Source organism: Streptomyces sp. NPDC088915 (genome assembly GCF_044749825.1).
GTDB lineage: Bacteria > Actinomycetota > Actinomycetes > Streptomycetales > Streptomycetaceae > Streptomyces.
Map to the genome: position 1 here is coordinate 366,556 of NZ_JBIVIR010000003.1, position 23,062 is coordinate 389,617.

General features: G+C 72.6%; 18 protein-coding genes. 15 read left to right on the forward strand and 3 right to left on the reverse strand.

The window, feature by feature from the left end:
• The first annotated feature begins 63 nt into the window (after positions 1–63).
• From ACIP5O_RS08315 to ACIP5O_RS08345, 7 genes are all read left to right on the forward strand, one after another.
• Positions 64–1,311: a spermidine/putrescine ABC transporter substrate-binding protein gene (locus ACIP5O_RS08315; RefSeq protein ID WP_401290010.1), complete on the forward strand. Its 1,248-nt coding sequence runs from the start codon at positions 64–66 to the stop codon at positions 1,309–1,311.
• Positions 1,312–1,356: 45 nt separating this feature from the next.
• Positions 1,357–2,538 (forward strand): ABC transporter ATP-binding protein, encoded by a 1,182-nt coding sequence (locus tag ACIP5O_RS08320; protein WP_401290013.1) that lies wholly within the window; start codon positions 1,357–1,359, stop codon positions 2,536–2,538.
• Positions 2,535–3,467, forward strand: coding sequence for an ABC transporter permease (locus ACIP5O_RS08325; RefSeq protein WP_401290016.1), 933 nt, complete (start codon positions 2,535–2,537; stop codon positions 3,465–3,467). The genes ACIP5O_RS08320 and ACIP5O_RS08325 overlap by 4 nt, the downstream gene beginning before the upstream one ends.
• Positions 3,467–4,264: an ABC transporter permease gene (locus ACIP5O_RS08330; protein WP_356546967.1), complete on the forward strand. Its 798-nt coding sequence runs from the start codon at positions 3,467–3,469 to the stop codon at positions 4,262–4,264. Before ACIP5O_RS08325 ends, ACIP5O_RS08330 begins: the two co-directional genes overlap by 1 nt.
• A gap of 36 nt (positions 4,265–4,300) precedes the next feature.
• On the forward strand, positions 4,301–5,719 hold the full coding sequence (locus ACIP5O_RS08335; protein ID WP_401290020.1) for an NAD(P)/FAD-dependent oxidoreductase: 1,419 nt from the start codon (positions 4,301–4,303) through the stop codon (positions 5,717–5,719).
• A 123-nt stretch (positions 5,720–5,842) separates the two neighbouring features.
• On the forward strand, positions 5,843–6,322 hold the full coding sequence (locus ACIP5O_RS08340; protein ID WP_401290022.1) for a hypothetical protein: 480 nt from the start codon (positions 5,843–5,845) through the stop codon (positions 6,320–6,322).
• Between the two features lie 122 nt (positions 6,323–6,444).
• Complete coding sequence (locus ACIP5O_RS08345) at positions 6,445–8,250, forward strand: chitinase (RefSeq protein ID WP_401290024.1); 1,806 nt, start codon at positions 6,445–6,447, stop codon at positions 8,248–8,250.
• Here ACIP5O_RS08345 and ACIP5O_RS08350 read toward each other — a convergent pair.
• Together ACIP5O_RS08350 and gabT are read right to left on the reverse strand one after the other, a co-directional pair.
• Positions 8,201–8,950 carry a phosphatase PAP2 family protein gene (locus tag ACIP5O_RS08350; protein ID WP_401290026.1) on the reverse strand — a complete coding sequence of 250 codons (750 nt, stop codon included), beginning with the start codon at positions 8,948–8,950 and terminating at the stop codon, positions 8,201–8,203. The genes ACIP5O_RS08345 and ACIP5O_RS08350 overlap by 50 nt on opposite strands.
• Before the next feature lie 105 nt (positions 8,951–9,055).
• The gene (gabT, locus tag ACIP5O_RS08355) at positions 9,056–10,390 is read right to left on the reverse strand and encodes a 4-aminobutyrate--2-oxoglutarate transaminase (RefSeq protein ID WP_401290028.1); all 1,335 of its coding nucleotides are present in this window, start codon (positions 10,388–10,390) and stop codon (positions 9,056–9,058) included.
• A gap of 322 nt (positions 10,391–10,712) precedes the next feature.
• Here gabT and ACIP5O_RS08360 point away from each other — a divergent pair, with 322 nt between their 5' ends.
• Both ACIP5O_RS08360 and ACIP5O_RS08365 read left to right on the forward strand, forming a co-directional pair.
• Positions 10,713–13,130, forward strand: a complete 2,418-nt coding sequence (locus ACIP5O_RS08360; protein WP_401290030.1) for an ATP/GTP-binding protein — start codon at positions 10,713–10,715, stop codon at positions 13,128–13,130.
• A gap of 84 nt (positions 13,131–13,214) precedes the next feature.
• Positions 13,215–14,768, forward strand: coding sequence for a PucR family transcriptional regulator (locus tag ACIP5O_RS08365; protein ID WP_401290033.1), 1,554 nt, complete (start codon positions 13,215–13,217; stop codon positions 14,766–14,768).
• 50 nt (positions 14,769–14,818) lie between these two features.
• Here ACIP5O_RS08365 and ACIP5O_RS08370 read toward each other — a convergent pair whose 3' ends face one another.
• Positions 14,819–15,037, reverse strand: a complete 219-nt coding sequence (locus tag ACIP5O_RS08370) for a hypothetical protein (RefSeq protein WP_401290035.1) — start codon at positions 15,035–15,037, stop codon at positions 14,819–14,821.
• Positions 15,038–15,181: 144 nt separating this feature from the next.
• Between ACIP5O_RS08370 and ACIP5O_RS08375 the strand changes: the two genes are divergently transcribed.
• The 6 genes from ACIP5O_RS08375 to ispG all read left to right on the forward strand — a co-directional run bounded on the left by ACIP5O_RS08375 (position 15,182) and on the right by ispG (position 23,010).
• The gene (locus ACIP5O_RS08375; RefSeq protein ID WP_401290038.1) at positions 15,182–16,141 is read left to right on the forward strand and encodes an EamA family transporter; all 960 of its coding nucleotides are present in this window, start codon (positions 15,182–15,184) and stop codon (positions 16,139–16,141) included.
• Between the two features lie 160 nt (positions 16,142–16,301).
• Positions 16,302–17,747: an aldehyde dehydrogenase family protein gene (locus ACIP5O_RS08380; protein ID WP_401290041.1), complete on the forward strand. Its 1,446-nt coding sequence runs from the start codon at positions 16,302–16,304 to the stop codon at positions 17,745–17,747.
• A 177-nt stretch (positions 17,748–17,924) separates the two neighbouring features.
• Positions 17,925–19,160, forward strand: a complete 1,236-nt coding sequence (aroA, locus tag ACIP5O_RS08385; protein WP_401290043.1) for a 3-phosphoshikimate 1-carboxyvinyltransferase — start codon at positions 17,925–17,927, stop codon at positions 19,158–19,160.
• Positions 19,161–19,194: 34 nt separating this feature from the next.
• Complete coding sequence (dxr, locus tag ACIP5O_RS08390; RefSeq protein ID WP_401290046.1) at positions 19,195–20,445, forward strand: 1-deoxy-D-xylulose-5-phosphate reductoisomerase; 1,251 nt, start codon at positions 19,195–19,197, stop codon at positions 20,443–20,445.
• The gene (locus tag ACIP5O_RS08395; protein ID WP_401290048.1) at positions 20,442–21,749 is read left to right on the forward strand and encodes a M50 family metallopeptidase; all 1,308 of its coding nucleotides are present in this window, start codon (positions 20,442–20,444) and stop codon (positions 21,747–21,749) included. The genes dxr and ACIP5O_RS08395 overlap by 4 nt, the downstream gene beginning before the upstream one ends.
• A 103-nt stretch (positions 21,750–21,852) precedes the next feature.
• The gene (gene ispG, locus ACIP5O_RS08400; RefSeq protein ID WP_356546995.1) at positions 21,853–23,010 is read left to right on the forward strand and encodes a flavodoxin-dependent (E)-4-hydroxy-3-methylbut-2-enyl-diphosphate synthase; all 1,158 of its coding nucleotides are present in this window, start codon (positions 21,853–21,855) and stop codon (positions 23,008–23,010) included.
• The last annotated feature ends 52 nt before the right edge of the window (positions 23,011–23,062 follow it).

Consider the following 23,062-nt stretch of genomic DNA (forward strand, 5'->3'; position numbering starts at 1 on the left):
CGGCTACCGCCGCGTGGCCCGTTGCCCGACCGGCGACGCAACCATCCCGAAAGGGCACAGCGCATGGAGCAGTACGAGCCCGACAGCCTGTCCGCGGCGCAGCTCGCGGCGATACGCCGCAGTCTGACGAGCGGCCGGGGCGCCCTCAGCCGCCGTTCGATGCTGCGCGCGGGCGGCGTGGGCGCGCTCACCGTCGGCGGCCTCGCGTCCCTGACCGCCTGCGGCATCCCTCCCGCCAAGCGGGAGGGCCAGGGCCCCGCCTCCACGGACGACTCGGCCAAGGAGAAGACCGTCGCCTTCTCCAACTGGACCGAGTACATGGACGTCAGCGAGGACGAGAAGTCCCGCCCCTCCCTGGAGGCGTTCGAGAAGCGCACCGGGATCAAGGTCAAGTACACCGAGGACATCAACGACAACGTCGAGTTCTTCGGCAAGATCAAGCCGCAGCTCGCCGCCGGCCAGGACACCGGCCGCGACCTCATATGCGTCACCGACTGGCTCGCCGCCCGGATGATCCGGCTCGGCTGGGTGCAGAAGCTCGACCCCGCGAACCTCCCCCACGCGTACAGCAACCTCTCCGCCCAGTTCCGCAACCCCGACTGGGACCCGGGCCGCGCCCACTCGTACCCCTGGACCGGCATCTCCACCGTCATCGCGTACAACGTGAAGGCGACCGGCGGGAAGAAGGTCGACTCGGTCACCCAGCTCCTGGACGACCCCTCGCTCAAGGGCCGGGTCGGCTTCCTCACCGAGATGCGCGACACCGTCGGCATGGCCCTGCTCGACCTCGGCAAGGACCCGGGCAGCTTCACGGACGCCGACTTCGACGCGGCGATCGGACGCCTCCAGAAGGGCGTCGACAAGAAGCAGATACGCCGCTTCACCGGCAACGACTACACGTCCGACCTCGACAAGGGCGACATAGCCGCCTGTCTCGCCTGGGCCGGCGACATCATCCAGCTCCAGGCGGACAACCCCGACATCCGCTACTCCATACCGGCGGCCGGCTACATCACCTCCACCGACAACCTGCTCGTCCCCGCGCAGTCCCGGCACAAGACCAACGCCGAGAAGCTCATCGACCACTACTACGAGCTCCCCGTCGCCGCCCAGCTCGCCGCGTACATCAACTACGTCTGCCCCGTCGACGGGGTGAAGGACGAGCTCGCGAAGATCGACCCCGAACTCGCGGACAACACGCTGATCCTCCCGGACAAGGCCATGGCGAAGAAGTCGCACGCCTTCCGCTCGCTCACCGGCGCGGAGGAGACGGCGTACGAGGAGAAGTTCGCCAAGCTCATCGGCGCCTGAGTCCGGCCTCGTCCACCCCCTCTCACTCCCCCGGGACCACGACCCATGACTGACAACACTGCTCACACTGGAAAGAACACGGGCGGCGGCGGCGACGTCCGTCTCACCGGGATCAGCAAGACGTACGGCTCCTTCACCGCCGTCCACCCGCTCGACCTGACCGTCCCGCAGGGCTCCTTCTTCGCCCTCCTCGGCGCCTCCGGCTGCGGCAAGACCACCACCCTGCGCATGATCGCCGGCCTGGAGGACCCCAGCACCGGCACCGTCTTCCTCGGCGACACCGACGTCACCGACCTCCCGCCCTACAAGCGGCCGGTCAACACCGTCTTCCAGTCCTACGCGCTCTTCCCGCACATGGACATCTCCGAGAACATCGCCTTCGGCCTGCGCCGCCGCGGCATCAAGTCGGTCAAGAAGCAGGTCGACGACATGCTGGAGCTTGTCCAGCTCGGCGACAAGGCCCGGCACAAGCCGCACCAGCTCTCCGGCGGCCAGCAGCAGCGCGTCGCCGTGGCCCGCGCCCTCATCAACCACCCGCAGGTCCTCCTCCTCGACGAGCCGCTCGGCGCCCTCGACCTCAAGCTGCGCCGCCAGATGCAGCTGGAGCTCAAGCGGATCCAGACCGAGGTCGGCATCACCTTCGTGCACGTCACCCACGACCAGGAGGAGGCCATGACCATGGCCGACCAGGTCGCGGTGATGAACGGCGGCCGGGTCGAGCAGCTCGGCGCCCCCGCCGACCTGTACGAGAACCCGCGGACCACCTTCGTCGCCAACTTCCTCGGCACCTCCAACCTCATCGAGGCCGAGGTCCTGGAGACCGGCTCCACCGGCTCCGACGTGCTCGTCACGGCGGGCGGCGGCAAGCTCAGGATCCCCGGCGGCCGCTGTACCCCCGCCGTCCGGGCGGGCGGCAAGCTGCTCGTGGGCGTCCGCCCCGAGAAGATCTCCCTCACGCACGCGGACGACGCCGGCGCGATAGCCGACGGCCGCAACCGCGTCACCGGCCGGATCACCGACTCCTCCTTCATCGGCGTCTCCACCCAGTACGTGGTGAACAGCCCGGCGGGCGCGGAACTCCAGGTGTACGAGCAGAACGTCGAGCGCGACACCCGGCTGGTCCCGGGCGCCGAGGTGGTCCTGCACTGGAACCCGGCGCACACCTTCGGGCTCGACGCGGACCAGGCCATCGACGCCGGTGTGGAGAGCGTGGAGGACGCCGGATGAGCGCCCCCACCCTCGCGAAGGAGGCGCCGGAGTCGGTCGAGGAACCGGTTCTGCGCAAGCCCGCCACCCGCAAGCGGCTCGTCCCCTACTGGCTGCTGCTCCCCGGCATCGTCTGGCTGCTCGTCTTCTTCGCGCTGCCGCTGGTCTACCAGGCCTCCACCTCGGTCCAGACCGGCTCCCTCGAAGCCGGCTTCCAGGTCACCTGGCACTTCCAGACCTACTGGGAGGCCCTCCAGGAGTACTGGCCGCAGTTCGTCCGCTCCCTGCTCTACGCCGGGACCGCGACCGTCCTCTGCCTGCTCCTCGGCTACCCGCTCGCGTACCTGATCGCCTTCCGGGCCGGCCGCTGGCGCAACCTGCTCCTCGTCCTCGTCATCGCCCCCTTCTTCACCAGCTTCCTCATCCGGACCCTGGCGTGGAAGACGATCCTGGCGGACGACAGCATCGTGGTCGACGCGCTGAACGCGCTGCACGTCCTCGACGTGACGAGCTGGCTCGGCTGGACCGAGGGCGACCGCGTGCTCGCCACCCCGATGGCGGTCGTCTGCGGCCTCACGTACAACTTCCTGCCCTTCATGATCCTGCCCCTCTACAGCTCCCTGGAGCGGATCGACGGACGGCTCCACGAGGCCGCGCAGGACCTGTACGCCTCCCCGGCGACCACCTTCCGCAAGGTGACCTTCCCGCTGTCGATGCCCGGCGTCGTCTCCGGCACCCTGCTCACCTTCATCCCGGCGAGCGGCGACTACGTCAACTCCGAACTGCTCGGCTCGACCGACACCAAGATGGTCGGCAACGTCATCCAGTCGCAGTTCCTGCGGGTCCTCGACTACCCGACGGCCGCCGCGCTCTCCTTCATCCTCATGGCGATCGTCCTGGTCATGGTCACCGTCTACATCCGCCGCGCCGGAACGGAGGACCTCGTCTGATGCGCTGGATCCGCAAGAACCTCGTCGTCGTCGCGGGCCTGCTGACGCTCGCGTACATGATCCTGCCGAACCTCGTCGTGATGGCGTTCTCGTTCAACAAGCCGAACGGGCGCTTCAACTACTCCTGGCAGCAGTTCTCCCTGGACGCCTGGAAGGACCCCTGCGGCGTCGCCGACATGTGCCAGTCGCTGTCGCTCTCGCTCCAGCTCGCCGCCTGGGCCACCCTCGGCGCCGTCGCCCTCGGCACGGCGATCGCCTTCGCGCTCGTCCGCTACCGCTTCCGGGCGCGCGGCGGGATCAACTCGCTGATCTTCCTGCCGATGGCGATGCCCGAGGTCGTCATGGCCGCCTCGCTGCTCACCCTCTTCCTCAACATGGGGATCGAGCTGGGCTTCTGGACGGTCCTGATCGCCCACATCACCTTCTGCCTGTCGTTCGTCGTGACGGCGGTCAAGGCCCGGGTCATGTCCATGGACCCGCGCCTGGAGGAGGCAGCGCGCGACCTCTACGCGGGGCCCGCGCAGACCTTCCTGCGCGTCACCCTGCCGATCGCCGCCCCCGGCATCGCCGCCGGCGCGCTGCTCGCCTTCGCGCTCTCGTTCGACGACTTCATCATCACCAACTTCAACGCGGGACCGTCCACGGTCACCTTCCCCATGTTCGTCTGGGGCTCGGCGCAGCGTGGCACACCCGTTCAGATCAACGTCATCGGCACCGCGATGTTCGTCCTCGCGGTACTGGTGGTCGTGGCCGGGCAAATCATTACGAACCGGCGCAAGAAAACAGCAACAGCCTGAGCGAAGGCCGCCCAGGCACCGAAGGAGTTGGAAACCATGGCCCCAGTCGCCATGCGTCTCGCCGCCCAATCTCTCTCCGACGCCCAGCCCGTCCCCTTCTGGCTGGAAGACCCCGGCAAGCCCGGAGCCCTGCCCGCCCTCACCGGCACCGAGAAGTGCGACCTCCTCGTGGTCGGCGGCGGATACAGCGGCCTGTGGACCGCGCTCCTGGCCAAGGAGCGCGACCCCTCCCGGGACGTCGTCCTGATCGAGGGGCGCGAGGTGGGCTGGGCCGCCTCGGGCCGCAACGGCGGCTTCTGCGCGGCCTCCCTCACCCACGGCTTCGGCAACGGGCTCGCCCGCTGGCCGGGCGAGCTGCCGAAGCTGGAGGAGCTGGGCGAGCGGAACCTCGACGCCATCGAGGAGGCCGTCGCCCGCTACTCCCTGGACTGCGACTTCGAGCGCACCGGCGAGATCGACGTGGCCACCGAGCCGTACCAGGTCGAGGAGCTGCACGAGGTGCACGCGGAGCTCGACCGGCTCGGCCTCGCGGACGGCGTCGACCTCCTCGACCGGGACGCGGTGCGCGCCGAGGTCGACTCGCCGACCTTCCTCGGCGGCCTCTGGGACCGCCGCGGCGTCGCCATGCTGAACCCCGCCAAGCTGGCCTGGGGCCTCAAGCGGGCCTGCCTCGGCCTGGGCGTCCGGATCTTCGAGAACACCCCCGGCCTCGACCTGGTCTCCGTCGGCGCCGGCATGGGCGTGCGCACCCCGTACGGCAGGGTCCTCGCCCGCCGGGTCGCGCTCGGGACCAACGTCTTCCCGTCCCTCGTCAAGCGCGTCCGGGCCTACACGGTCCCGGTCTACGACTACGCCCTGACGACCGAGCCGCTCAGCCCGGAGCAGCTCGCCTCGATCGGCTGGAAGAACCGGCAGGGTCTCGGCGACTCCGCCAACCAGTTCCACTACTTCCGGATCACCGCCGACCACCGGATCCTGTGGGGCGGCTACGACGCGATCTACCCCTTCGGCGGCAAGGTCAGCGCCGAGAGGGACCACCGCCCCGAGACGTACCTCAAGCTGGCCGAGCACTTCTTCCACTGCTTCCCGCAGCTGGAGGGGCTCCGCTTCAGCCACGCCTGGGGCGGCGCGATCGACACCTGCTCCCGCTTCTCGGCCTTCTTCGGCACGGCCCACAAGGGGAAGGTGGCGTACGCGGCCGGGTTCACCGGCCTCGGCGTCGGCGCCACCCGCTTCGGCGCCGACGTGATGCTCGACCTGCTCGCGGGGGAGCGCACCGAGCGCACCGACCTGGAGATGGTCCGCTCCAAGCCGCTGCCGTTCCCGCCCGAGCCGGTCGCCTGGGCCGGCATCGGGCTCACCAAGTGGTCGCTCGCCCGCGCCGACGAGAACGGCGGCCGGCGCAACCTGTGGCTGAAGACCATGGACCGCCTGGGCCTGGGCTTCGACAGCTGATCGGTCGCCGTCGGCCGAGTGACGCACGTCACAACCGGCGAGCAGGCGAAGCCGCGTAAGAGGAGCCGCCCTCCCCGCTCTCTCCGTATGGACACCGTGTCCACACGGAAGGAGGACGTCGCGATGACTGGTACGGGGGCCGCGGGCGCCAGGAGTGCGGTGGAGTGGCTGGTCTCGGCCGCGCCCGATCCCGACGCCTGCCGGTGGGAGTGGGAGCGCAACCCGCACGGGGTCGCGCTCCTGCCCGCCGGCGTGCGGTGGGACGTGCTGATCCTGCCGGCCGAGCTGGGCTATCCCGCGCTCGACGTGCTGACCCGCCTGGTGGGCCGTCCGGGTCCGGTCCTGGCCGACTTCGGCGACGCCCGGATGGGCTTCTTCGTCCCGCCGGGCACCGCCGCCCGCTGGCTCGGCACCGGGATCCGCAGCGCGGGCGCCGGGACCTGGATCGTCGTCCCGTACCCGGGCCGGGCGACCGGCGCGGTGCGCTGGCTGGTGGTGCCGGACGGCACCGGAACCCTCACCGACGCCCCGCTCCTGGAGCTGGCGATGCACGAGGCGGCGGGCCGACTGGCCGGGGGAGGAGGGGGAGCGAACGAGGGCTAACGGAGGCGTCGTCCGTACAGAGGTCTTGACCACTCGATTGGTCTGGACCATGCTGTGCCGCGCTCCCTTCGATTCCCCACCCCCTCGATCCCCCTTCGATCTCCCTTCCCCCGGAGGCAGTTGTGGCCCGCTCCAGACCCCTCACCCTGATACTGGCGGGCGCCCTCGCCGCCGGTGGACTCCTCGCGCTCACCCCCGGCGCCCAGGCCGCCGACGCCGAACTCGCCCGCAACGGCGGCTTCGAGGCCGGACTCGACGGCTGGACCTGTACGGCGGGCAGCGGCGCCGCCGTCTCCTCGCCCGTGCACGGCGGGACGAAGGCGCTCCAGGCCACCCCGGCCGGCAGCGACAACGCCCGCTGCTCCCAGACCGTCACCGTGAAGCCCAACTCCACGTACGCGCTGAGCGGCTGGGTGCGCGGCAGCTACGTCTACCTGGGCGCCACCGGCACCGGCACCACCGACGTCTCCACCTGGACGGGCTCGGCCCCCGACTGGCAGAAGCTCGGCACGAGCTTCACCACGGGCCCCTCCACCACCTCGGTCACGATCTACACCCACGGCTGGTACGGCACCCCCGCCTACCAGGCCGACGACCTCTCCCTGTACGGCCCCGGCGGCGACCCGGTCCAGCTCCCCACCGCCCCCACCGGGCTCGTGGCCGGCTCCCCGACCTCCACCACCGTGCCGCTGACCTGGAGCGCGGTCTCCGGCGCCACCTCGTACCACGTCTACCGGGGCGCCACGAGGATCCAGACGGTGACCGGCACCTCGGCCACCGCGACCGGCCTCACCGCCTCCACCGCGTACACCTTCCAGGTCAGCGCCGTGAACGCGGCGGGCGAGTCCCCGAAGTCCGCCGCCGTCACCGCGACCACCACCAGCGGCGGGGGGAACGGCGGCAACAACGGCCTGCCCGCGCACGCCCTCGTCGGCTACCTCCACGCCAGCTTCGCCAACGGCTCCGGCTACACCCGCATGGCCGACGTCCCCGACTCCTGGGACGTCATCAACCTGGCCTTCGGCGAGCCGACCTCGGTGACCTCGGGCGACATCCGCTTCAAGCTCTGCCCGGCCACCGAATGCCCGGGAGTGGAGTCCGAGGCCGACTTCAAGGCGGCGATCAAGGCCAAGCAGGCCGCCGGCAAGAAGGTCCTCATCTCCATCGGCGGCCAGAACGGCCAGGTCCAGCTCTCGACCACGGCCGCCCGCGACGCCTTCGTCACCTCCGTCTCGAAGATCATCGACGAGTACGGGCTCGACGGCCTGGACATCGACTTCGAGGGCCACTCCCTCTCGCTCCAGACCGGCGACACCGACTTCCGCAGCCCGACCAGCCCGGTCATCGTCAACCTGATCCAGGCGGTCAAGACCCTCAAGGCCAAGTACGGCGCGAAGTTCGTCCTGACCATGGCCCCGGAGACCTTCTTCGTCCAGCTCGGCTACCAGTACTACGGCTCCGGCCCCTGGGGCGGCCAGGACCCGCGCGCCGGCGCCTACCTGCCGGTCATCCACGCCCTGCGCGACGACCTCACCCTGCTGCACGTCCAGGACTACAACTCGGGCTCCATCATGGGCCTGGACAACCAGTACCACTCCATGGGCGGCGCGGACTTCCACATCGCCATGACCGACATGCTCCTCACCGGCTTCCCGGTCGCCGGCAACACGGACCGCGTCTTCCCGGCGCTCCGCCCCGAGCAGGTCGCCATCGGCCTCCCGGCCTCCACCCAGGCGGGCAACGGCCACACCAGCCCGTCCGAGGTCGGCAAGGCCCTGGACTGCCTGACGAAGAAGGTCAACTGCGGCTCCTACCAGACCCACGGCACCTGGCCCGCCCTGCGCGGCCTGATGACCTGGTCCATCAACTGGGACCGCTTCAACCAGTGGCAGTTCTCGCAGAACTTCGACGCGTACAAGTGGAGCTGACGGCCAGGATCCACAGCCCCAGACAGAGGCTGGCCACCACGTCCAGCGGCCAGTGGTAGCCCCGCAGCACCAGCCCGGTCCCCGTCACCGCCGTCAGCACGGCGGCGACGGGGACCAGCCGGTTCGAGACGAGGAGGGCCGCGCCGAAGTAGGCCACCATCGCGGTGGCCGTGTGGCCCGACGGGTAGTAGCCGTGCGCCCACGGCTCCAGGGGCCCGGGCCGGGCGGTCCACTCCTTCAGCGGAATCACGAGCAGGGGTACGGCGGCCATGGCGAGGCCCGCGCACAGGGCGGCCCGCCACCGCCCGCGCCCCACCGCGTACGCCACGGCGCAGCCGAGCACGGGCAGGGCGACCGTCATGTTGCCGAGGTCGGAGGCGAGTTCGCTCAGGGGCCGGGGGACCGTGTCCACCAGGGCCCGGGACACCCGCTCGTCGAGCCTGGCCAGGGGGCCGTGGACGAGCACCTGCCAGGTCACGACGGCGAGGGCGACGAGCGCCGAGAAGAGAGCCGGCCGCCCTGGAACAGGGGGGGTGGTTCCAGGGCGGCCGAGGGGATCGGGCTGCCGCGCGCCCCGGGGGGTATGGGGCGTGCGGCCATCCGATCGGTGAGGAGTGCCGGGGCACGAGGCGCCGGCGGCGTGCGCGGAGGCACGGTGTGGACGGGGCTGGGGAGGCTCCGCCCGGGGTGTTTCTCTCATCCGTGGGAACCGTACGCCAGAGGAAGGGGGGCCGACAGCGGGAAACGCGTCCCGCCATCGGCCCCCCACAGAGTCTTCACACCACGGCCCTCACGGACCCGTGCGTCAGATCTGGGCGAACGCGTTCTCGATGATGTCGAGGCCCTCGTTCAGCAGGTCCTCGCCGATGACCAGCGGCGGCAGGAAACGGAGCACGTTGCCGTAGGTGCCGCAGGTCAGGACCAGGAGGCCCTCCGCGTGACAGGCCTTCGCCAGGGCGCCGGCGGCCTCCGCGTACGGCTCCTTGGTCGCCGGGTCCTTCACCAGCTCGATGGCGATCATGGCGCCGCGGCCGCGGATGTCGCCGATGGCCGGGAACTTCTCCTGCATGGCGGTGAGGCGGTCCTTCATGACCTCCTCGATGCGCTTGGCCTTGCCGTTGAGGTCGAGCTCCTTCATCGTCTCGATGGAGCCGAGCGCACCGGCGCAGGCCACCGGGTTGCCGCCGTAGGTGCCGCCCAGGCCGCCGCCGTGGACGGAGTCCATGATCTCGGCGCGGCCGGTGACGGCGGCGAGCGGCAGGCCGCCCGCGATGCCCTTGGCGGTGGTGATGAGGTCCGGGACGATGCCCTCGTCCTCACAGGCGAACCACTGGCCGGTGCGGCAGAAGCCGGACTGGATCTCGTCCGCGACGAAGACGATGCCGTTGTCGTTGGCGAACTTCACGATCGCCGGCAGGAAGCCCTTGGCCGGCTCGATGAAGCCGCCCTCGCCGAGGACCGGCTCGATGATGATCGCGGCGACGTTGTCGGCGCCGATCTGCTTGCTGATCTGGTCGATCGCCTGGGCGGCGGCCTCGGGGCCGCAGTTCTCGGCACCGGTGGGCCAGCGGTAGCCGTAGGCCACCGGCACGCGGTACACCTCGGGCGCGAACGGACCGAAGCCCTGCTTGTACGGCATGTTCTTCGAGGTGAGCGCCATCGTCAGGTTCGTACGGCCGTGGTAGCCGTGGTCGAAGACGACGACGGCCTGGCGCTTGGTGTACGAACGGGCGATCTTGACCGCGTTCTCGACGGCCTCGGCGCCCGAGTTGAACAGCGCCGACTTCTTGGCGTGGTCGCCCGGGGTCAGCTCGGCGAGCGCCTCACAGACCTCCACGTAACCCTCGTACGGCGTCACCATGAAACAGGTGTGGGTGAAGTCCTGGAGCTGCGCGGAGGCGCGGCGCACGACGGCCTCGGCGGAGGCGCCGACCGAGGTCACGGCGATGCCGGAGCCGAAGTCGATCAGACGGTTCCCGTCGACGTCCTCGATGATGCCGCCGCCGGCCCGCTTGGTGAAGACGGGCAGCGTGGAGCCCACGCCACCGGCGACCGCGTCGAGGCGTCGGGCCTGAAGCTCCTGCGACTTCGGACCGGGGATGGCGGTGACGACGCGCCGCTCCTGCGGGACAGCGTTCATGCGGGGCTCCTGGGGGTGATCTGGACGCACTTGTGGGTTTCCTCCGCAGGCTAGGCGGGGCGGAGGGGGAGAGGCATGCGCCGATCGGGAGTGGTGGCGGGTGTGTCGTTGTCCGGGATGGACAGGACGGGCCGCGCCTCGCCGTGGGAGGCGGTCCGTTCCGCGGGCGGGGCTTCTCTCGGGCGGGGCCGCCCCGGGCGCCGGGACGCGTCCGCGCGGGATCGGCCGCACGGGTGGTCGAAATCCCTCCGGGGCGCCGCGGGCCCACTAGATTGACGAGGGCACAGACGCGGCGACCTGGCTGGTCAGGGGGCAGGGGTTCATGGAGACCGACGGCACGTACGAGTCACGCGACACCACGGGGGGCGCGGTGCCGCGCCCGGCGGGGCCGCCCGTACCGCCGTTCCCCCCGAACCAGGGACCGCCTCCCGCGCCGTACCCCGGGCAGCCCGGGACGGCACCGCGGCCCGGGGCGGCACCGCGGCCCGGGGCGGGCCCGCGGCCCGCCGCCCCGCCCCCGGTTCCGCCGCCGCCCACCCGCGCGCCCGCCCGGCTCGGAGTCGCCGAGTGGCTCCGCATCCCCCGTCCCGCGGCCGCCCCCGGCATCTGGCGGCTCGGGCACCGCGAGCGGCCCGAGCGGGAACCGGAACTCGTGGCCGGCCGCCAGTTGATCACTGGCGCGTTCATCGCGTACCTCTCCGGCTGGCTCCTCTGGTCGCTGCTGTGGAACGGCTACCTGGAGGGGGGGTGGATCTTCGTCGACGAGTGGTGGCTGCTGCCGATGCTGTGGCTCGTGCCCTCCGACTGGCGGAACCCCGAAAGCCCCGACTTCGAGGTGTACATCGGTGCGCTCTACCTCTGGTACGCCGTCGTCCTCACCCTGTTCGCCGTCGCCTTCGGCCGCGTCGGCAACTGGAGGGAGATCTGGCAGCGCTACGGAGTCCCCGTGTGGCCCCTGTTCGTGCTCCTGCCGGGCGTCTGGCGCGAGATGCCCCGCACGCTCACCTGGCTCACCTGGGTCTCCAACCTCTACTACGTGCTGCTGGCCGCCGCCCTCGTCGCGGCCGTCGGCCGGGCCGGCACCTGGCCCCCCGTGCGACGGCGCTTCGGAACCGGTGACCCACAGGCACTCACCCCGCCACCGCAGGCCCCACCGGGCACCGACCCCGCGGAGTGGCCCGAACTGCGTGACGCCGGGCTGACCGAGGCCGCGGGCCGGCTCGCCGAAGCCACCCGCCAGGGCGCGCTCGGGGACGTCGACTACGCCCGGATCCACCGTGCGTGGGAGGGCGTACGGGCCCGGCCCGACCGTCTCGCCGCCTTCACGGACGCCGTGCGCGCCCGTGGCGCCGCCGCGTGCGGCCACCCCTCCGGCCTGCGCGACCTGCCCGTCCGCACCGCCACCCACGACCTCGCCACCGGGCAGGTCCTCATCGGCACCGCCGCCGACCACCCGCGCAACCCCTACGCCCGGCGCACCACCGGCGTCGCCCTGGAGCCGGGCGTGCTCGGGACCTCGCTGCTCGCCGTCGGCCCCGCCGGATCCGGGAAGACCGTACGGCTGGTGCGGCCCGTCGTCGAGGCGCTCTGCCTCCAGGCGCTCGCCAACCGCGTCGCCGTCGTCGCCGTCACCACTCAGGGCGCCGTCCTCGGCCCGGACGGCGCCTTCGACGTCGTCGTCTCCGTCGGGCAGCGCGAGTCCACCCACGACCTCGACCTCTACGGCGGGGCCGACGACCCCGACGAGGCCGCCCGCATCCTCGCCGAGGGCCTCGTGGGGGACCTGGTCGCCGACAGCCGCCGGGCCGCCACGGCGCTCGCCCAGCTGATCGGACCGTTCCTGGCCGCGTACGGCCGCTTCCCCGGAGTGCCCGAACTGCGCGAACTGCTCGGCGGGGCACCCGAGGCGCTCGCCGCCCTCCGGGCCTCCGTCGCCGGGGACCCCGCCCAGTTGCGCGAGCTCGACGCACGGCAGCGGCAGGCCGAGCGCGGCGACGACGTCGGCGTCCTGCTCGCCGAGCGCATCACCTTCCTCGACCGGCCCGCCTTCGCCGACTTCTTCCGTACGGAGAGCGGGCCCGGCCGGGGCGAAGGCGGAGACCGGCCGAAGTTCTCGTTCCGGGCGATCGAGCACCCCCTCCGGGTCCGGGTCGACCTGCCCGAGCGCGGCCACGCCGAGGCCTCGCGGATCGTCTCCAGGCTGCTGCTCGCCCAGTTCACGGAGGCCGCCCTCGCCCGCCGGGACCGCTCCCTCTTCGCCTGCCTGGTCCTCGACGACGCCGCCCACACCGTCACCGGCGACTCCGTACGAACCCTGCAGCGGCTCCGCTCCGTCAACGCGGGCGTCCTCCTCGCGCTGCGCAGTCTGGAGGACGTGTCCGAGCCGCTGCGCGAGCCGCTGCTCGGCTCGGTCGGCTGCCGGATGGCCTTCGCGGGCATCGCGCCCTGGGACGGCGGACGGTTCGCCGAGGCCTGGGGCACCGAGTGGGTGCAGACCCGGGACGTCACCAACCGGCAGATCATCGCGGACGAGCCGCTGACCAAGGCCCTGCACTTCATGCGGCGCCTGGTCACCGGCCGGGCGACCACCGCGGAGGCCGTCACCGTGCGGGAGGTGGAGCGGCAGCGCTGGTCCGCGTCCGACCTCGCCCATGCCGTCCCGCCCGGCCATGCCGTCCTCTCCCTCGCCCACGTGCGCGGCGAGCACACACCCCCCCTCCTCGTCGACCTCCGCAACTGAGCACCCGCCCCCCACCCCTGGCACAATCGGGGGCGCCGCTCGGCTGAGCGGCGCCCCCTCCCCCCAAAGGTCCGACGGTCGCCAATGCCGCCCACCCTCGCCTCGCTCGCGCAGCACTCCGCCCTCAAGCTCGTCGTCCGGGCCGGTGAGGACCGTCTCGACACCCCCGTCCGCTGGGCGCACGTCAGTGAGCTCACCGATCCCGTGCCGTACATGGAGGGGGGCGAGCTGCTGCTCACCACCGCGCTCACCCTGGACGCGGAGGACCTGGAGGCGATGCGCCGCTACGTGCGGCGGCTGCTGGGGGCGGGGGTCGTCGGGCTCGGGTTCGCCGTGGGGGTGAACTACGAGGAGATCCCGGCGGCGCTGCTCGAAGCGGCCCGGGAGGAGCACCTGCCGCTCCTCGAAGTGCCGCGCCGCACCCCCTTCCTCGCCATCAGCAAGGCCGTCTCCGCCGCCATCTCCGCCGACCAGTACCGCGCCGTCACCGCCGGCTTCGAAGTGCAGCGCGAGCTGACCCGGGCCGCCCTCGCGGAAGGCCCCGAGGCCGTCGTCGCCCGCCTCGCCGCGCACGTCGACGGCTGGGCCGCCCTCTACGACACCTCCGGCAAGCCCGTCGCCGTCTCGCCCGAGTGGGCCGCCCGCCGGGCCGCCCGCCTCACCCCCGACGTGGAGCGGCTGCGCGAACGCCCCGCCCCCGCCAGCGCCGTCGTCGGCGGCACGGACGACCGCGTCGAGCTCCAGTCGCTCGGCACCGGCCGCCGCGTCCGGGGCGCCCTCGCCGTCGGCACCGGCGCCCCCCTCGGCACCGCCGAGCGGTACGCCGTCCACTCGGCCATCGCCCTGCTCACCCTCACCACGGAACGCTCCCGTTCCCTCCAGGCCGCCGAACAGCGCCTCGGCGCCGCCGTCCTGCGCATGATGCTCGCCGGACAGCCGGACCACGCGCGCGCGGTGGCCGGCGACGTGTACGGCGGGCTCCTCGACGCCCCCTTCCGGATCCTCGTCGCCGAACCCGCCGGCGGCGAACCGGCCGCCGAACCGCCCCTCCCCGTCCTCGCCGAGGCCCTGGAGGCCGCCGCCGCCCGCGCGGGCGAGGCGGTCCTCGCCGTCCCCGAGGGCGAGCAGCGGCTCGTCGTCCTCGCCGGCGACGGCGGCGCGGTCGTCACCGCCTGCGAGGGGTACGCGGAACGCGAGGCCGAGGAGGCCGGCGTCGTCGTCGGCCTCTCCGCCCCGGCCGGCCCGATCGCGGCCGCCGCGGCGTACAAGCAGGCCGAGCAGGCGCTCTCGGTGGCCCGCCGCCGGGGCAGGGCCCTCGTCGAGCACGAGGACCTGGCGGCGGGCTCGGTCCTGCCGCTCCTCGCCGACGACGCTGTCCGCGCCTTCGCCGACGGGATGCTCCGGGCCCTGCGCGACCACGACGCCACCGGCCGCGGCGACCTGGTGGCCTCCCTGCGCGCCTGGCTCTCCCGGCACGGCCAGTGGGACGCGGCGGCGGCCGACCTGGGCGTCCACCGGCACACCCTGCGCTACCGGATGCGCCGCGTGGAGGAGATCCTGGGCCGCTCCCTGGACGACCCGGACGTACGGATGGAGCTGTGGCTCGCCCTGAAGGCCACGGGGGAGGGGGCCGAGTAAGCCCCCCCCGGGCCCCAGTCCCGGGCCCCAGTCCCGGGGCTCCGCCCGTCTCAGTCGCCCGAGCCCCCGCCGTCGCCCCCGACGTAGCCGTTCCCCAACCCCCTGTTCCCGCCGCCCCGCCTGCCCCCGGCGCGCACCAGCTCCCCGCCCAGGAGCACCACCGCCGCCACCCCGCGGGCCCAGCGCGGGCCGCCCCGGGCCGCCCACACCACGCAGACGCACCCGCCCACGACGAGGACCAGGACAGCGGACATCACCCACAGGAACATGTGTCTCCCCTTTGCGGTTCTGCGGTCCCTCTCATCCTTCCATTCCGTTCCCTCTCCGCCCTCGCCGTCCGCACTCCGCCGCCCCTGCCCGCTCGCGGGCAAAGTCCTGGCCGACCCCGCCCCGCACTCCCTACCCTCCTGCTCATGACGAAGCCCGCCGCCGACCCGGCCCCCGGCACCCGTGCCGCCCTCCCCGCCGCGCCCCCGGCGCCCGCCCGCCGGATCACCGGCGCCGTCTGGGCCGCGCTCGGCATCGTGTACGTCGTGTGGGGGTCCACCTACCTCGGCATCCGGGTCGTCGTCGAGACCCTGCCGCCGTTCCTCTCCGCCGGCGCCCGCTTCGTCGTCGCCGGGCTGCTGCTCGCCGGGATCGTCGCCTGGCGCCAGGGCCCCGCCGCCCTCAGGGTCACCCGCCGGCAGCTCGGCTCCGCCGTCCTCGTCGGCCTGCTCCTCGTCCTCGGCGGCAACGGCCTCGTCGTCCTCGCCGAGACCTCCGTCCCCTCCGGACTCGCCGCGCTCCTCGTCGCCGTCGTCCCCGTCTGGGTCGTCGTCCTGCGCACCGCCGCCGGCGAGCGCCCCGGCCCCGGCGCGATCGGCGGCGTCCTGCTCGGCCTCGCCGGCCTCGGCGTCCTCACCCTCCCCGGCCTGACCGGCGAGGTGGGCATCGGCGGCGTCCTCCTCGTGGTCGCCGGCGCGCTGAGCTGGTCCGTGGGCTCCTTCTCCTCCGCGCGCCTCCCGATGCCCGCCAACCCCTTCGCCGCCAGCGCGTACGAGATGATCGCGGGCGGCCTCGCCGGAGCCGCCCTCGGCCTGTTCCGCGGCGAGCACCACGGCCTCGACCTCGCCGAGGTCTCCACCCGCTCCTGGACCGCCCTCGCCTACCTGGTCGTCTTCGGCTCGCTGATCGCCTTCACCGCCTACGCCTGGCTCCTCCAGGCGGCCCCGCTCTCCCTCGTCGCGACCTACGCGTACGTCAACCCCGTCGTCGCGGTCGCCCTCGGCGCCCTCCTCCTGAACGAGGCCCTGACCTGGCCCGTCGTCCTCGGCGGCGCGATCGTCGTGGCCGGCGTCTGTCTGATCGTGTCGACCGGGCGGAGGGAATGAGCCGACGCCCACCCGGCGGGCCCCCTCCGCCCTTCGGCCAATTCGGACAGCCTCCCCGCCCCACCACTCCACACCGGACAAACCCACACCGGCCACCCCGGCCCTAACGTGTCACGAGAGCAATCGCTCGCACCCCCGATACGGAAAGGGCCGGGACGCAATGACGACCACCCACGCCTTCTGGCTCGCCGGCCGCGAGGCCACCGGCGAGGCCGCCTTCGACGTCACGAACTCCTTCGACGGACGTCTGGTCGGCAAGGTCAGCGTGCCCACCGAGGCCCAGGTCGAGGAGGCCGTCGCCGCCGCGCACGCCGTCGTCGACGAGTTCGCCGCCACCCCGGCGCACGTCCGCGCCGCCGCCCTCGACCACGTGTCGAAGCGGCTCGCCGAGCGCACCGAGGAGATCGCCCAGCTGATTTCCGCCGAGAACGGCAAGCCCGTCAAGTGGGCCCGCGGCGAGGTCGGCCGCGCCGTCTCCGTCTTCCGTTTCGCCGCCGAGGAGGCCCGCCGCTTCAACGGCGGCGAGGCCCAGCGCCTCGACACCGAGGCCGGCGGCGTGGGCCGGCTCGCGCTGACCCGCCGCATCCCCAAGGGCGTCGTCCTCGGCATCGCGCCGTTCAACTTCCCGCTGAACCTCAGCGCCCACAAGGTCGCCCCGGCCATCGCCGTCGGCGCCCCGATCATCCTCAAGCCGGCCCCGTCGACCCCGATCTCCTCCCTGATCCTGGGCGAGATCCTGGCCGAGACCGACCTGCCGGCCGGCTCCTGGTCGATCCTCACCGTGCCGAACGACCGGATGCCCGCCCTCGTCCAGGACGAGCGCCTCCCGGTCATCTCCTTCACCGGCTCCGACACGGTCGGCTACGCCATCCAGGAGTCCGTGCCGCACAAGCACTGCACCCTGGAGCTCGGCGGCAACGCCGCGGCCGTCGTCCTGCCCGACTGGTCCTCCGAGGCCGACCTGGACTGGGCCGCGACCCGCATCGCCACCTTCTCCAACTACCAGGGCGGCCAGTCCTGCATCTCCGTCCAGCGCGTGATCGTCGACTCCTCCGTCCACGACCGCCTGCTGCCGAAGATCGTCGCCGCCGTCGAGGCCCAGGTCACCGGTGACCCGGCGGACGACGCCACCGACGTCGGCCCGCTCGTCGACGAGGCCGCCGCGAAGCGCGTCGAGTCCTGGGTGGACGAGGCCGTCGAGGCCGGCGCCACGCTCCTGACCGGCGGCAAGCGCGAGGGCGCCACCTACGCCCCCACCGTCCTCACCGACCTCCCGGCCGGCGTCACCCTGGCCCGCGCCGAGGTCTTCGGCCCGGTCCTGACGATCGCGAAGGTCGACGGCGAGGCCGAGGCGTTCGCCGCGGTCAACGACTCCGACTTCGGCCTCCAGGCCGGCGTCTTCACCCGCGACCTCCAGGCCGCCTTCCGCGCCCACCGCGCCCTCGAGGTCGGCGGCGTGATCGTCGGCGACGTCCCCTCGTACCGCGCCGACCAGATGCCGTACGGCGGTGCCAAGCGCTCCGGCGTCGGCCGCGAGGGCGTCAAGTACGCGATGGACGACTACACCTACGAGCGCGTCCTCGTCCTGACGGGCCTCGCCCTGTAGGACCCGAGGCCGTACGGCTTCCGGGCCGTACGTCCTCCGGGGCGCACGCCCCACCCGGACCAGGCGGTCCGGCTCCACTGTGCGGGGAGCCGGGCCGCCTTTCCCCTGCCCGCCGGGCCCCGTTCCGCCATGCGGAACGCCGGTCCGCCCCGCCGGGCGAGACGGCAGGATGGCGCCGTGACCGTCATCGACATCCCCGGCTCCAAGTCCGTCACCGCCCGCGCTCTCTTCCTCGCCGCGGCCGCCGAGGGCACCACCACCCTCCTGCGGCCCCTCGTCTCCGACGACACCGAGGGCTTCGCCGAAGGGCTCTCCGCCCTCGGCTACGCCGTCCGCCGCGAGCCCGGCGCCTGGCACGTCGAGGGCCGGCCCGCCGGACCCGGCGCGGAGACCGCCGACGTCTACTGCCGCGACGGCGCCACCACCGCCCGCTTCCTGCCCGCCCTCGCCGCCGCCGGCCACGGCACGTACCGCTTCGACGCCTCCGCCCAGATGCGCAGGCGCCCCCTCGGCCCGCTCACCACCGCCCTGCGCACCCTCGGCGTCGACCTCCGGCACGGCGGGCAGGAGGGCCACCACCCGCTCGCCGTCCACGCCCACGGCGTCAAGGGCGGCGCGCTCACCCTGGACGCCGGGCAGTCCTCCCAGTACCTCACCGCCCTGCTCATGCTCGGCCCGCTCACCGCCGAGGGCCTCGACATCACCGTCACCGACCTGGTCTCGGAGCCGTACGTCGAGATCACCCTCGCCATGATGCGGAGCTTCGGCGCCGAGGTCCGGCGGGAGGGGCGCACCTACCGCGTCGCCCCCACCGGCTACCGGGCCAGGACGTACGGCATCGAGCCCGACGCCTCCACCGCGAGCTACTTCTTCGCGGCCGCCGCCCTCCAGCCCGGCCGCTCGGTCACCGTCCCCGGCCTCGGCACCGGCGCCCTCCAGGGCGACCTCGCCTTCGTCGACGTCCTGCGCCGCATGGGCGCCGACGTCGAGATCGGCGAGGACGCCACCACCGTCCGCTCCACCGGCACCCTGCGCGGACTCACCGTCACCATGCGGGACATCTCCGACACCATGCCGACCCTCGCCGCGATCGCGCCGTTCGCCGACGGACCGGTCCGCATCGAGGACGTCGCCAACACCCGGGTCAAGGAGTGCGACCGGCTCGACGCCTGCGCCGAGAACCTGCGCCGCCTCGGGATCACCGTCCGCACCGGCCCCGACTGGATCGAGATCCACCCGGGGACGCCCGCCGGGCCCGTCGAGATCGCCACCCACGGCGACCACCGGATCGTCATGTCCTTCGCGGTCACGGCCCTGCGCACCCCGGGCGTCACCTTCGACGACCCCGGCTGCGTGAGGAAGACGTTCCCCGACTTCCACCGGGTCTTCGACACGTTCGTCCGGACCCCGTGAAGACCGCGCCGCGTTTGGGGCAAGAATGGGGGGCATGACCGACCGCCCCTCACCCCTCGCCGACCCGCACGTCGCCTTCGACGTCTCCGAAGGACGCCGGGACGTCGTCGTCCTCGGCTCGACCGGGTCCATCGGCACCCAGGCCATCGACCTGGTGCTGCGCAACCCCGACCGCTTCCGGGTCACCGCCCTGGCCGCCTCCGGCGGCCGGATCGGACTGCTCGCCGAGCAGGCGCACAAGCTGGGGGTCGCCGCGGTCGCGGTCGCCCGCGAGGAGACGCTGCCCGAGCTGCGCGAGGCCCTGAGGGCGCTGTACGGCTCCGAGCCCCTGCCCGAGCTCCTGGCGGGGCCGGACGCCGCCACGCAGCTGGCCGCCTCCCCGTGCCACACCGTCCTCAACGGCATCACCGGCTCCATCGGCCTCGCGCCCACCCTCGCCGCCCTCGAAGCCGGCCGCACCCTCGCCCTCGCCAACAAGGAGTCGCTGATCGTCGGCGGCCCCCTCGTCAAGGCGCTCGCCGAGCCCGGCCAGATCATCCCGGTCGACTCCGAGCACGCGGCCCTCTTCCAGGCGCTCGCCGCCGGCACCCGCGCCGACGTCCGCAAGCTGGTCGTCACCGCCTCCGGCGGCCCCTTCCGCGGCCGTACGAGGGAGCAGCTGGCCCACGTCACCCGCGAGGACGCCCTCGCCCACCCGACCTGGGCCATGGGCCCGGTGATCACGGTGAACAGCGCGACCCTGGTGAACAAGGGCCTGGAGGTCATCGAGGCCCACCTGCTCTACGACATCCCCTTCGACCGCATCGAGGTCGTCGTCCACCCGCAGTCGTACGTCCACTCGATGGTGGAGTTCACCGACGGCTCCACGCTCGCCCAGGCCACCCCGCCCGACATGCGCGGCCCGATCGCCATCGGCATCGGCTGGCCCGAGCGGGTCCCGGACGCGGCCCCCGCCTTCGACTGGAGCAAGGCCTCCACCTGGGAGTTCTTCCCGCTGGACACCGAGGCCTTCCCGTCCGTCGGCCTGGCCCGGCACGTCGGCGAGCTGGGCGGCACCGCCCCCGCCGTCTTCAACGCCGCCAACGAGGAGTGCGTCGAGGCGTTCCTGGCCGGCCGGCTGCCGTTCAACGGCATCATGGACACGGTCACGGCGGTCGTGGCGGAGCACGGCGTCCCCGCCGCGGGAACCTCCCTCACCGTGCCGGACGTCCTGGAAGCGGAGACCTGGGCACGGGCCCGGGCCCGAGAGCTCGCAGCGAAGGCAACAGCGGAGGCCCGCGCATGAACGAAACGCTCCTGTACGTCCTGGGCATCGTGCTGTTCGCGTTCGGACTGCTCGTCTCCATCGCCTGGCACGAGCTCGGCCACCTCTCCACGGCCAAGCTCTTCGGCATCCGCGTCCCGCAGTACATGGTCGGCTTCGGCCCCACGATCTGGTCGAGGAAGCGCGGCGAGACCGAGTACGGCATCAAGGCGATCCCGGCCGGCGGCTACATCCGCATGATCGGCATGTTCCCGCCCGGCGACGACGGACGGATCGAGGCCCGCTCCACCTCTCCGTGGCGCTCCATGATCGAGGACGCCCGCGAGGCCTCGTACGAGGAGCTGCAGGAGGGCGACGAGACCCGGCTCTTCTACACGCGCAGGCCGTGGAAGCGCGTCATCGTGATGTTCGCCGGACCGTTCATGAACCTGGTCCTGGCGGCGGCGCTCTTCTTCGGCTCGATGATGACGCTCGGCATGGAGGGCCAGACGACCGCGGTCGCCGGCGTCCAGAAGTGCGTCATCGAGCAGAGCGAGAAGCGCGACACGTGCGCGGCGGGCGACCCCGTCTCCCCGGCGTTCGCGGCCGGCCTGAAGGAGGGCGACCGGATCGTCGCCTTCAACGGCACGCCGGTGAGCGACTGGGACACCCTCTCCGACCGCATCCGCGACACCCTCGGCCCCGCCACGGTCACCGTCGAGCGGGCCGGACAGCGCGTCGACCTGCACCCCACCCTCGTCACCAACAAGGTCCCGAAGAAGGACGAGGACGGCAGGGTCGTCCAGCCGCTGACCTACATCGACGCCGGCTACCTCGGCTTCGCCTCCAAGACCGAGGTCGCGCCCCTCACCTTCGGCGAGACCACCGACCGGATGACCGACCTCCTGGAGAACGGCGTCCACTCGGTCATCGCCCTCCCGGGCAAGATCCCCGGTCTCTGGGACGCCACCTTCGGCGACGGCGAGCGGGCGGACGACTCGCCCGTCGGCGTCCTCGGCGCCGCCCGCCTCACCGGCGAGCTGATGACCGTGGACGCGCCGCCGGAGCGCATCCTCGTGATGTTCATGAACCTGCTGGTCATGTTCAACGTCTCGCTGTTCCTGTTCAACATGCTCCCGCTGCTGCCGCTCGACGGCGGCCACATCGCGGGCGCCCTGTGGGAGTCCGTCCGCCGCCACACGGCCCGGATCTTCAAGCGCCCCGACCCCGGCCCGTTCGACGTGGCCAAGCTGATGCCCGCCGCGTACGTGGTGGCCGGCGTCTTCGTCTGCTTCACCCTGCTCGTCCTCGCCGCCGACATCGTCAACCCGGTGAAGCTGACGTGAACCCCAGGGGGGCCGGACCCGGTGGTGTCCGGCCCTCCGCCGCCGGGGCGGTAACCTCGGAGACCTGAGCCCGCCGACGCACAACCTTGAGGTTGCACAACAGATGACCGCGATTTCTCTCGGTATCCCTACCGTCCCGACCCGGCTCGCCGAGCGGCGCAAGAGCCGTCAGATCCAGGTCGGCACCGTGGCCGTCGGCGGTGACGCACCCGTCTCCGTGCAGTCGATGACCACCACCCGGACGTCCGACATCGGCGCCACGCTCCAGCAGATCGCCGAGCTGACGGCCTCCGGCTGCCAGATCGTGCGCGTGGCCTGCCCGACCCAGGACGACGCCGACGCCCTCGCGACGATCGCCCGGAAGTCCCAGATCCCGGTGATCGCCGACATCCACTTCCAGCCGAAGTACGTCTTCGCCGCGATCGACGCGGGCTGCGCGGCCGTCCGCGTCAACCCGGGCAACATCAAGCAGTTCGACGACAAGGTCAAGGAGATCGCCCGGGCCGCCAACGACGCGGGCACCCCGATCCGGATCGGCGTCAACGCCGGCTCGCTCGACGCGCGGCTGCTCAAGAAGTACGGCAAGGCGACCCCCGAGGCGCTCGTCGAGTCCGCCCTCTGGGAGGCGTCCCTCTTCGAGGAGCACGACTTCCGCGACATCAAGATCTCGGTCAAGCACAACGACCCGGTCGTCATGGTCGAGGCCTACCGCCAGCTCGCCGCCCGGTGCGACTACCCGCTGCACCTCGGCGTCACCGAGGCGGGCCCGGCCTTCCAGGGCACCATCAAGTCCGCCGTCGCCTTCGGCGCGCTGCTCTCCCAGGGCATCGGCGACACCATCCGCGTCTCGCTCTCCGCGCCCCCGGCCGAGGAGATCAAGGTCGGCATCCAGATCCTGGAGTCGCTGAACCTGCGCCAGCGGCGCCTGGAGATCGTCTCCTGCCCGTCCTGCGGCCGCGCCCAGGTCGACGTCTACAAGCTCGCCGAGGAGGTCACCGCCGGTCTCGACGGCATGACCGTCCCGCTGCGCGTCGCCGTCATGGGCTGCGTCGTCAACGGCCCCGGCGAGGCCCGCGAGGCCGACCTCGGCGTCGCCTCCGGCAACGGCAAGGGCCAGATCTTCGTCAAGGGCGAGGTCATCAAGACCGTGCCCGAGTCGAAGATCGTCGAGACCCTCATCGAGGAGGCGCTGAAGATCGCCGAGCAGATGGAGAAGGACGGCGTCGCCAGCGGCGAGCCGTCGGTCGCCGTCGCCGGCTGACGGCCCGGACCTCTCCCGGACCCTTCCGGAAAGCACCCGGGAAGACCCCGCG

Excerpts from the sequence above, each read along its gene's own strand:
- ACIP5O_RS08380 (WP_401290041.1), top strand. The coding sequence starts at position 16,302 with ATGACGACCACCCACGCCTTCTGGCTCGCCGGCCGCGAGGCCACCGGC.
- ispG (WP_356546995.1), top strand. The coding sequence starts at position 21,853 with ATGACCGCGATTTCTCTCGGTATCCCTACCGTCCCGACCCGGCTCGCC.
- ACIP5O_RS08375 (WP_401290038.1), top strand. The coding sequence starts at position 15,182 with ATGACGAAGCCCGCCGCCGACCCGGCCCCCGGCACCCGTGCCGCCCTC.
- dxr (WP_401290046.1), top strand. The coding sequence starts at position 19,195 with ATGACCGACCGCCCCTCACCCCTCGCCGACCCGCACGTCGCCTTCGAC.
- ACIP5O_RS08335 (WP_401290020.1), top strand. The coding sequence starts at position 4,301 with ATGGCCCCAGTCGCCATGCGTCTCGCCGCCCAATCTCTCTCCGACGCC.
- ACIP5O_RS08330 (WP_356546967.1), top strand. The coding sequence starts at position 3,467 with ATGCGCTGGATCCGCAAGAACCTCGTCGTCGTCGCGGGCCTGCTGACG.
- ACIP5O_RS08315 (WP_401290010.1), top strand. The coding sequence starts at position 64 with ATGGAGCAGTACGAGCCCGACAGCCTGTCCGCGGCGCAGCTCGCGGCG.
- gabT (WP_401290028.1), bottom strand. The coding sequence starts at position 10,390 with ATGAACGCTGTCCCGCAGGAGCGGCGCGTCGTCACCGCCATCCCCGGT.
- ACIP5O_RS08360 (WP_401290030.1), top strand. The coding sequence starts at position 10,713 with ATGGAGACCGACGGCACGTACGAGTCACGCGACACCACGGGGGGCGCG.
- ACIP5O_RS08340 (WP_401290022.1), top strand. The coding sequence starts at position 5,843 with ATGACTGGTACGGGGGCCGCGGGCGCCAGGAGTGCGGTGGAGTGGCTG.
- ACIP5O_RS08365 (WP_401290033.1), top strand. The coding sequence starts at position 13,215 with ATGCCGCCCACCCTCGCCTCGCTCGCGCAGCACTCCGCCCTCAAGCTC.
- ACIP5O_RS08395 (WP_401290048.1), top strand. The coding sequence starts at position 20,442 with ATGAACGAAACGCTCCTGTACGTCCTGGGCATCGTGCTGTTCGCGTTC.
- ACIP5O_RS08320 (WP_401290013.1), top strand. The coding sequence starts at position 1,357 with ATGACTGACAACACTGCTCACACTGGAAAGAACACGGGCGGCGGCGGC.
- ACIP5O_RS08350 (WP_401290026.1), bottom strand. The coding sequence starts at position 8,950 with ATGAGAGAAACACCCCGGGCGGAGCCTCCCCAGCCCCGTCCACACCGT.
- ACIP5O_RS08325 (WP_401290016.1), top strand. The coding sequence starts at position 2,535 with ATGAGCGCCCCCACCCTCGCGAAGGAGGCGCCGGAGTCGGTCGAGGAA.
- ACIP5O_RS08370 (WP_401290035.1), bottom strand. The coding sequence starts at position 15,037 with ATGTTCCTGTGGGTGATGTCCGCTGTCCTGGTCCTCGTCGTGGGCGGG.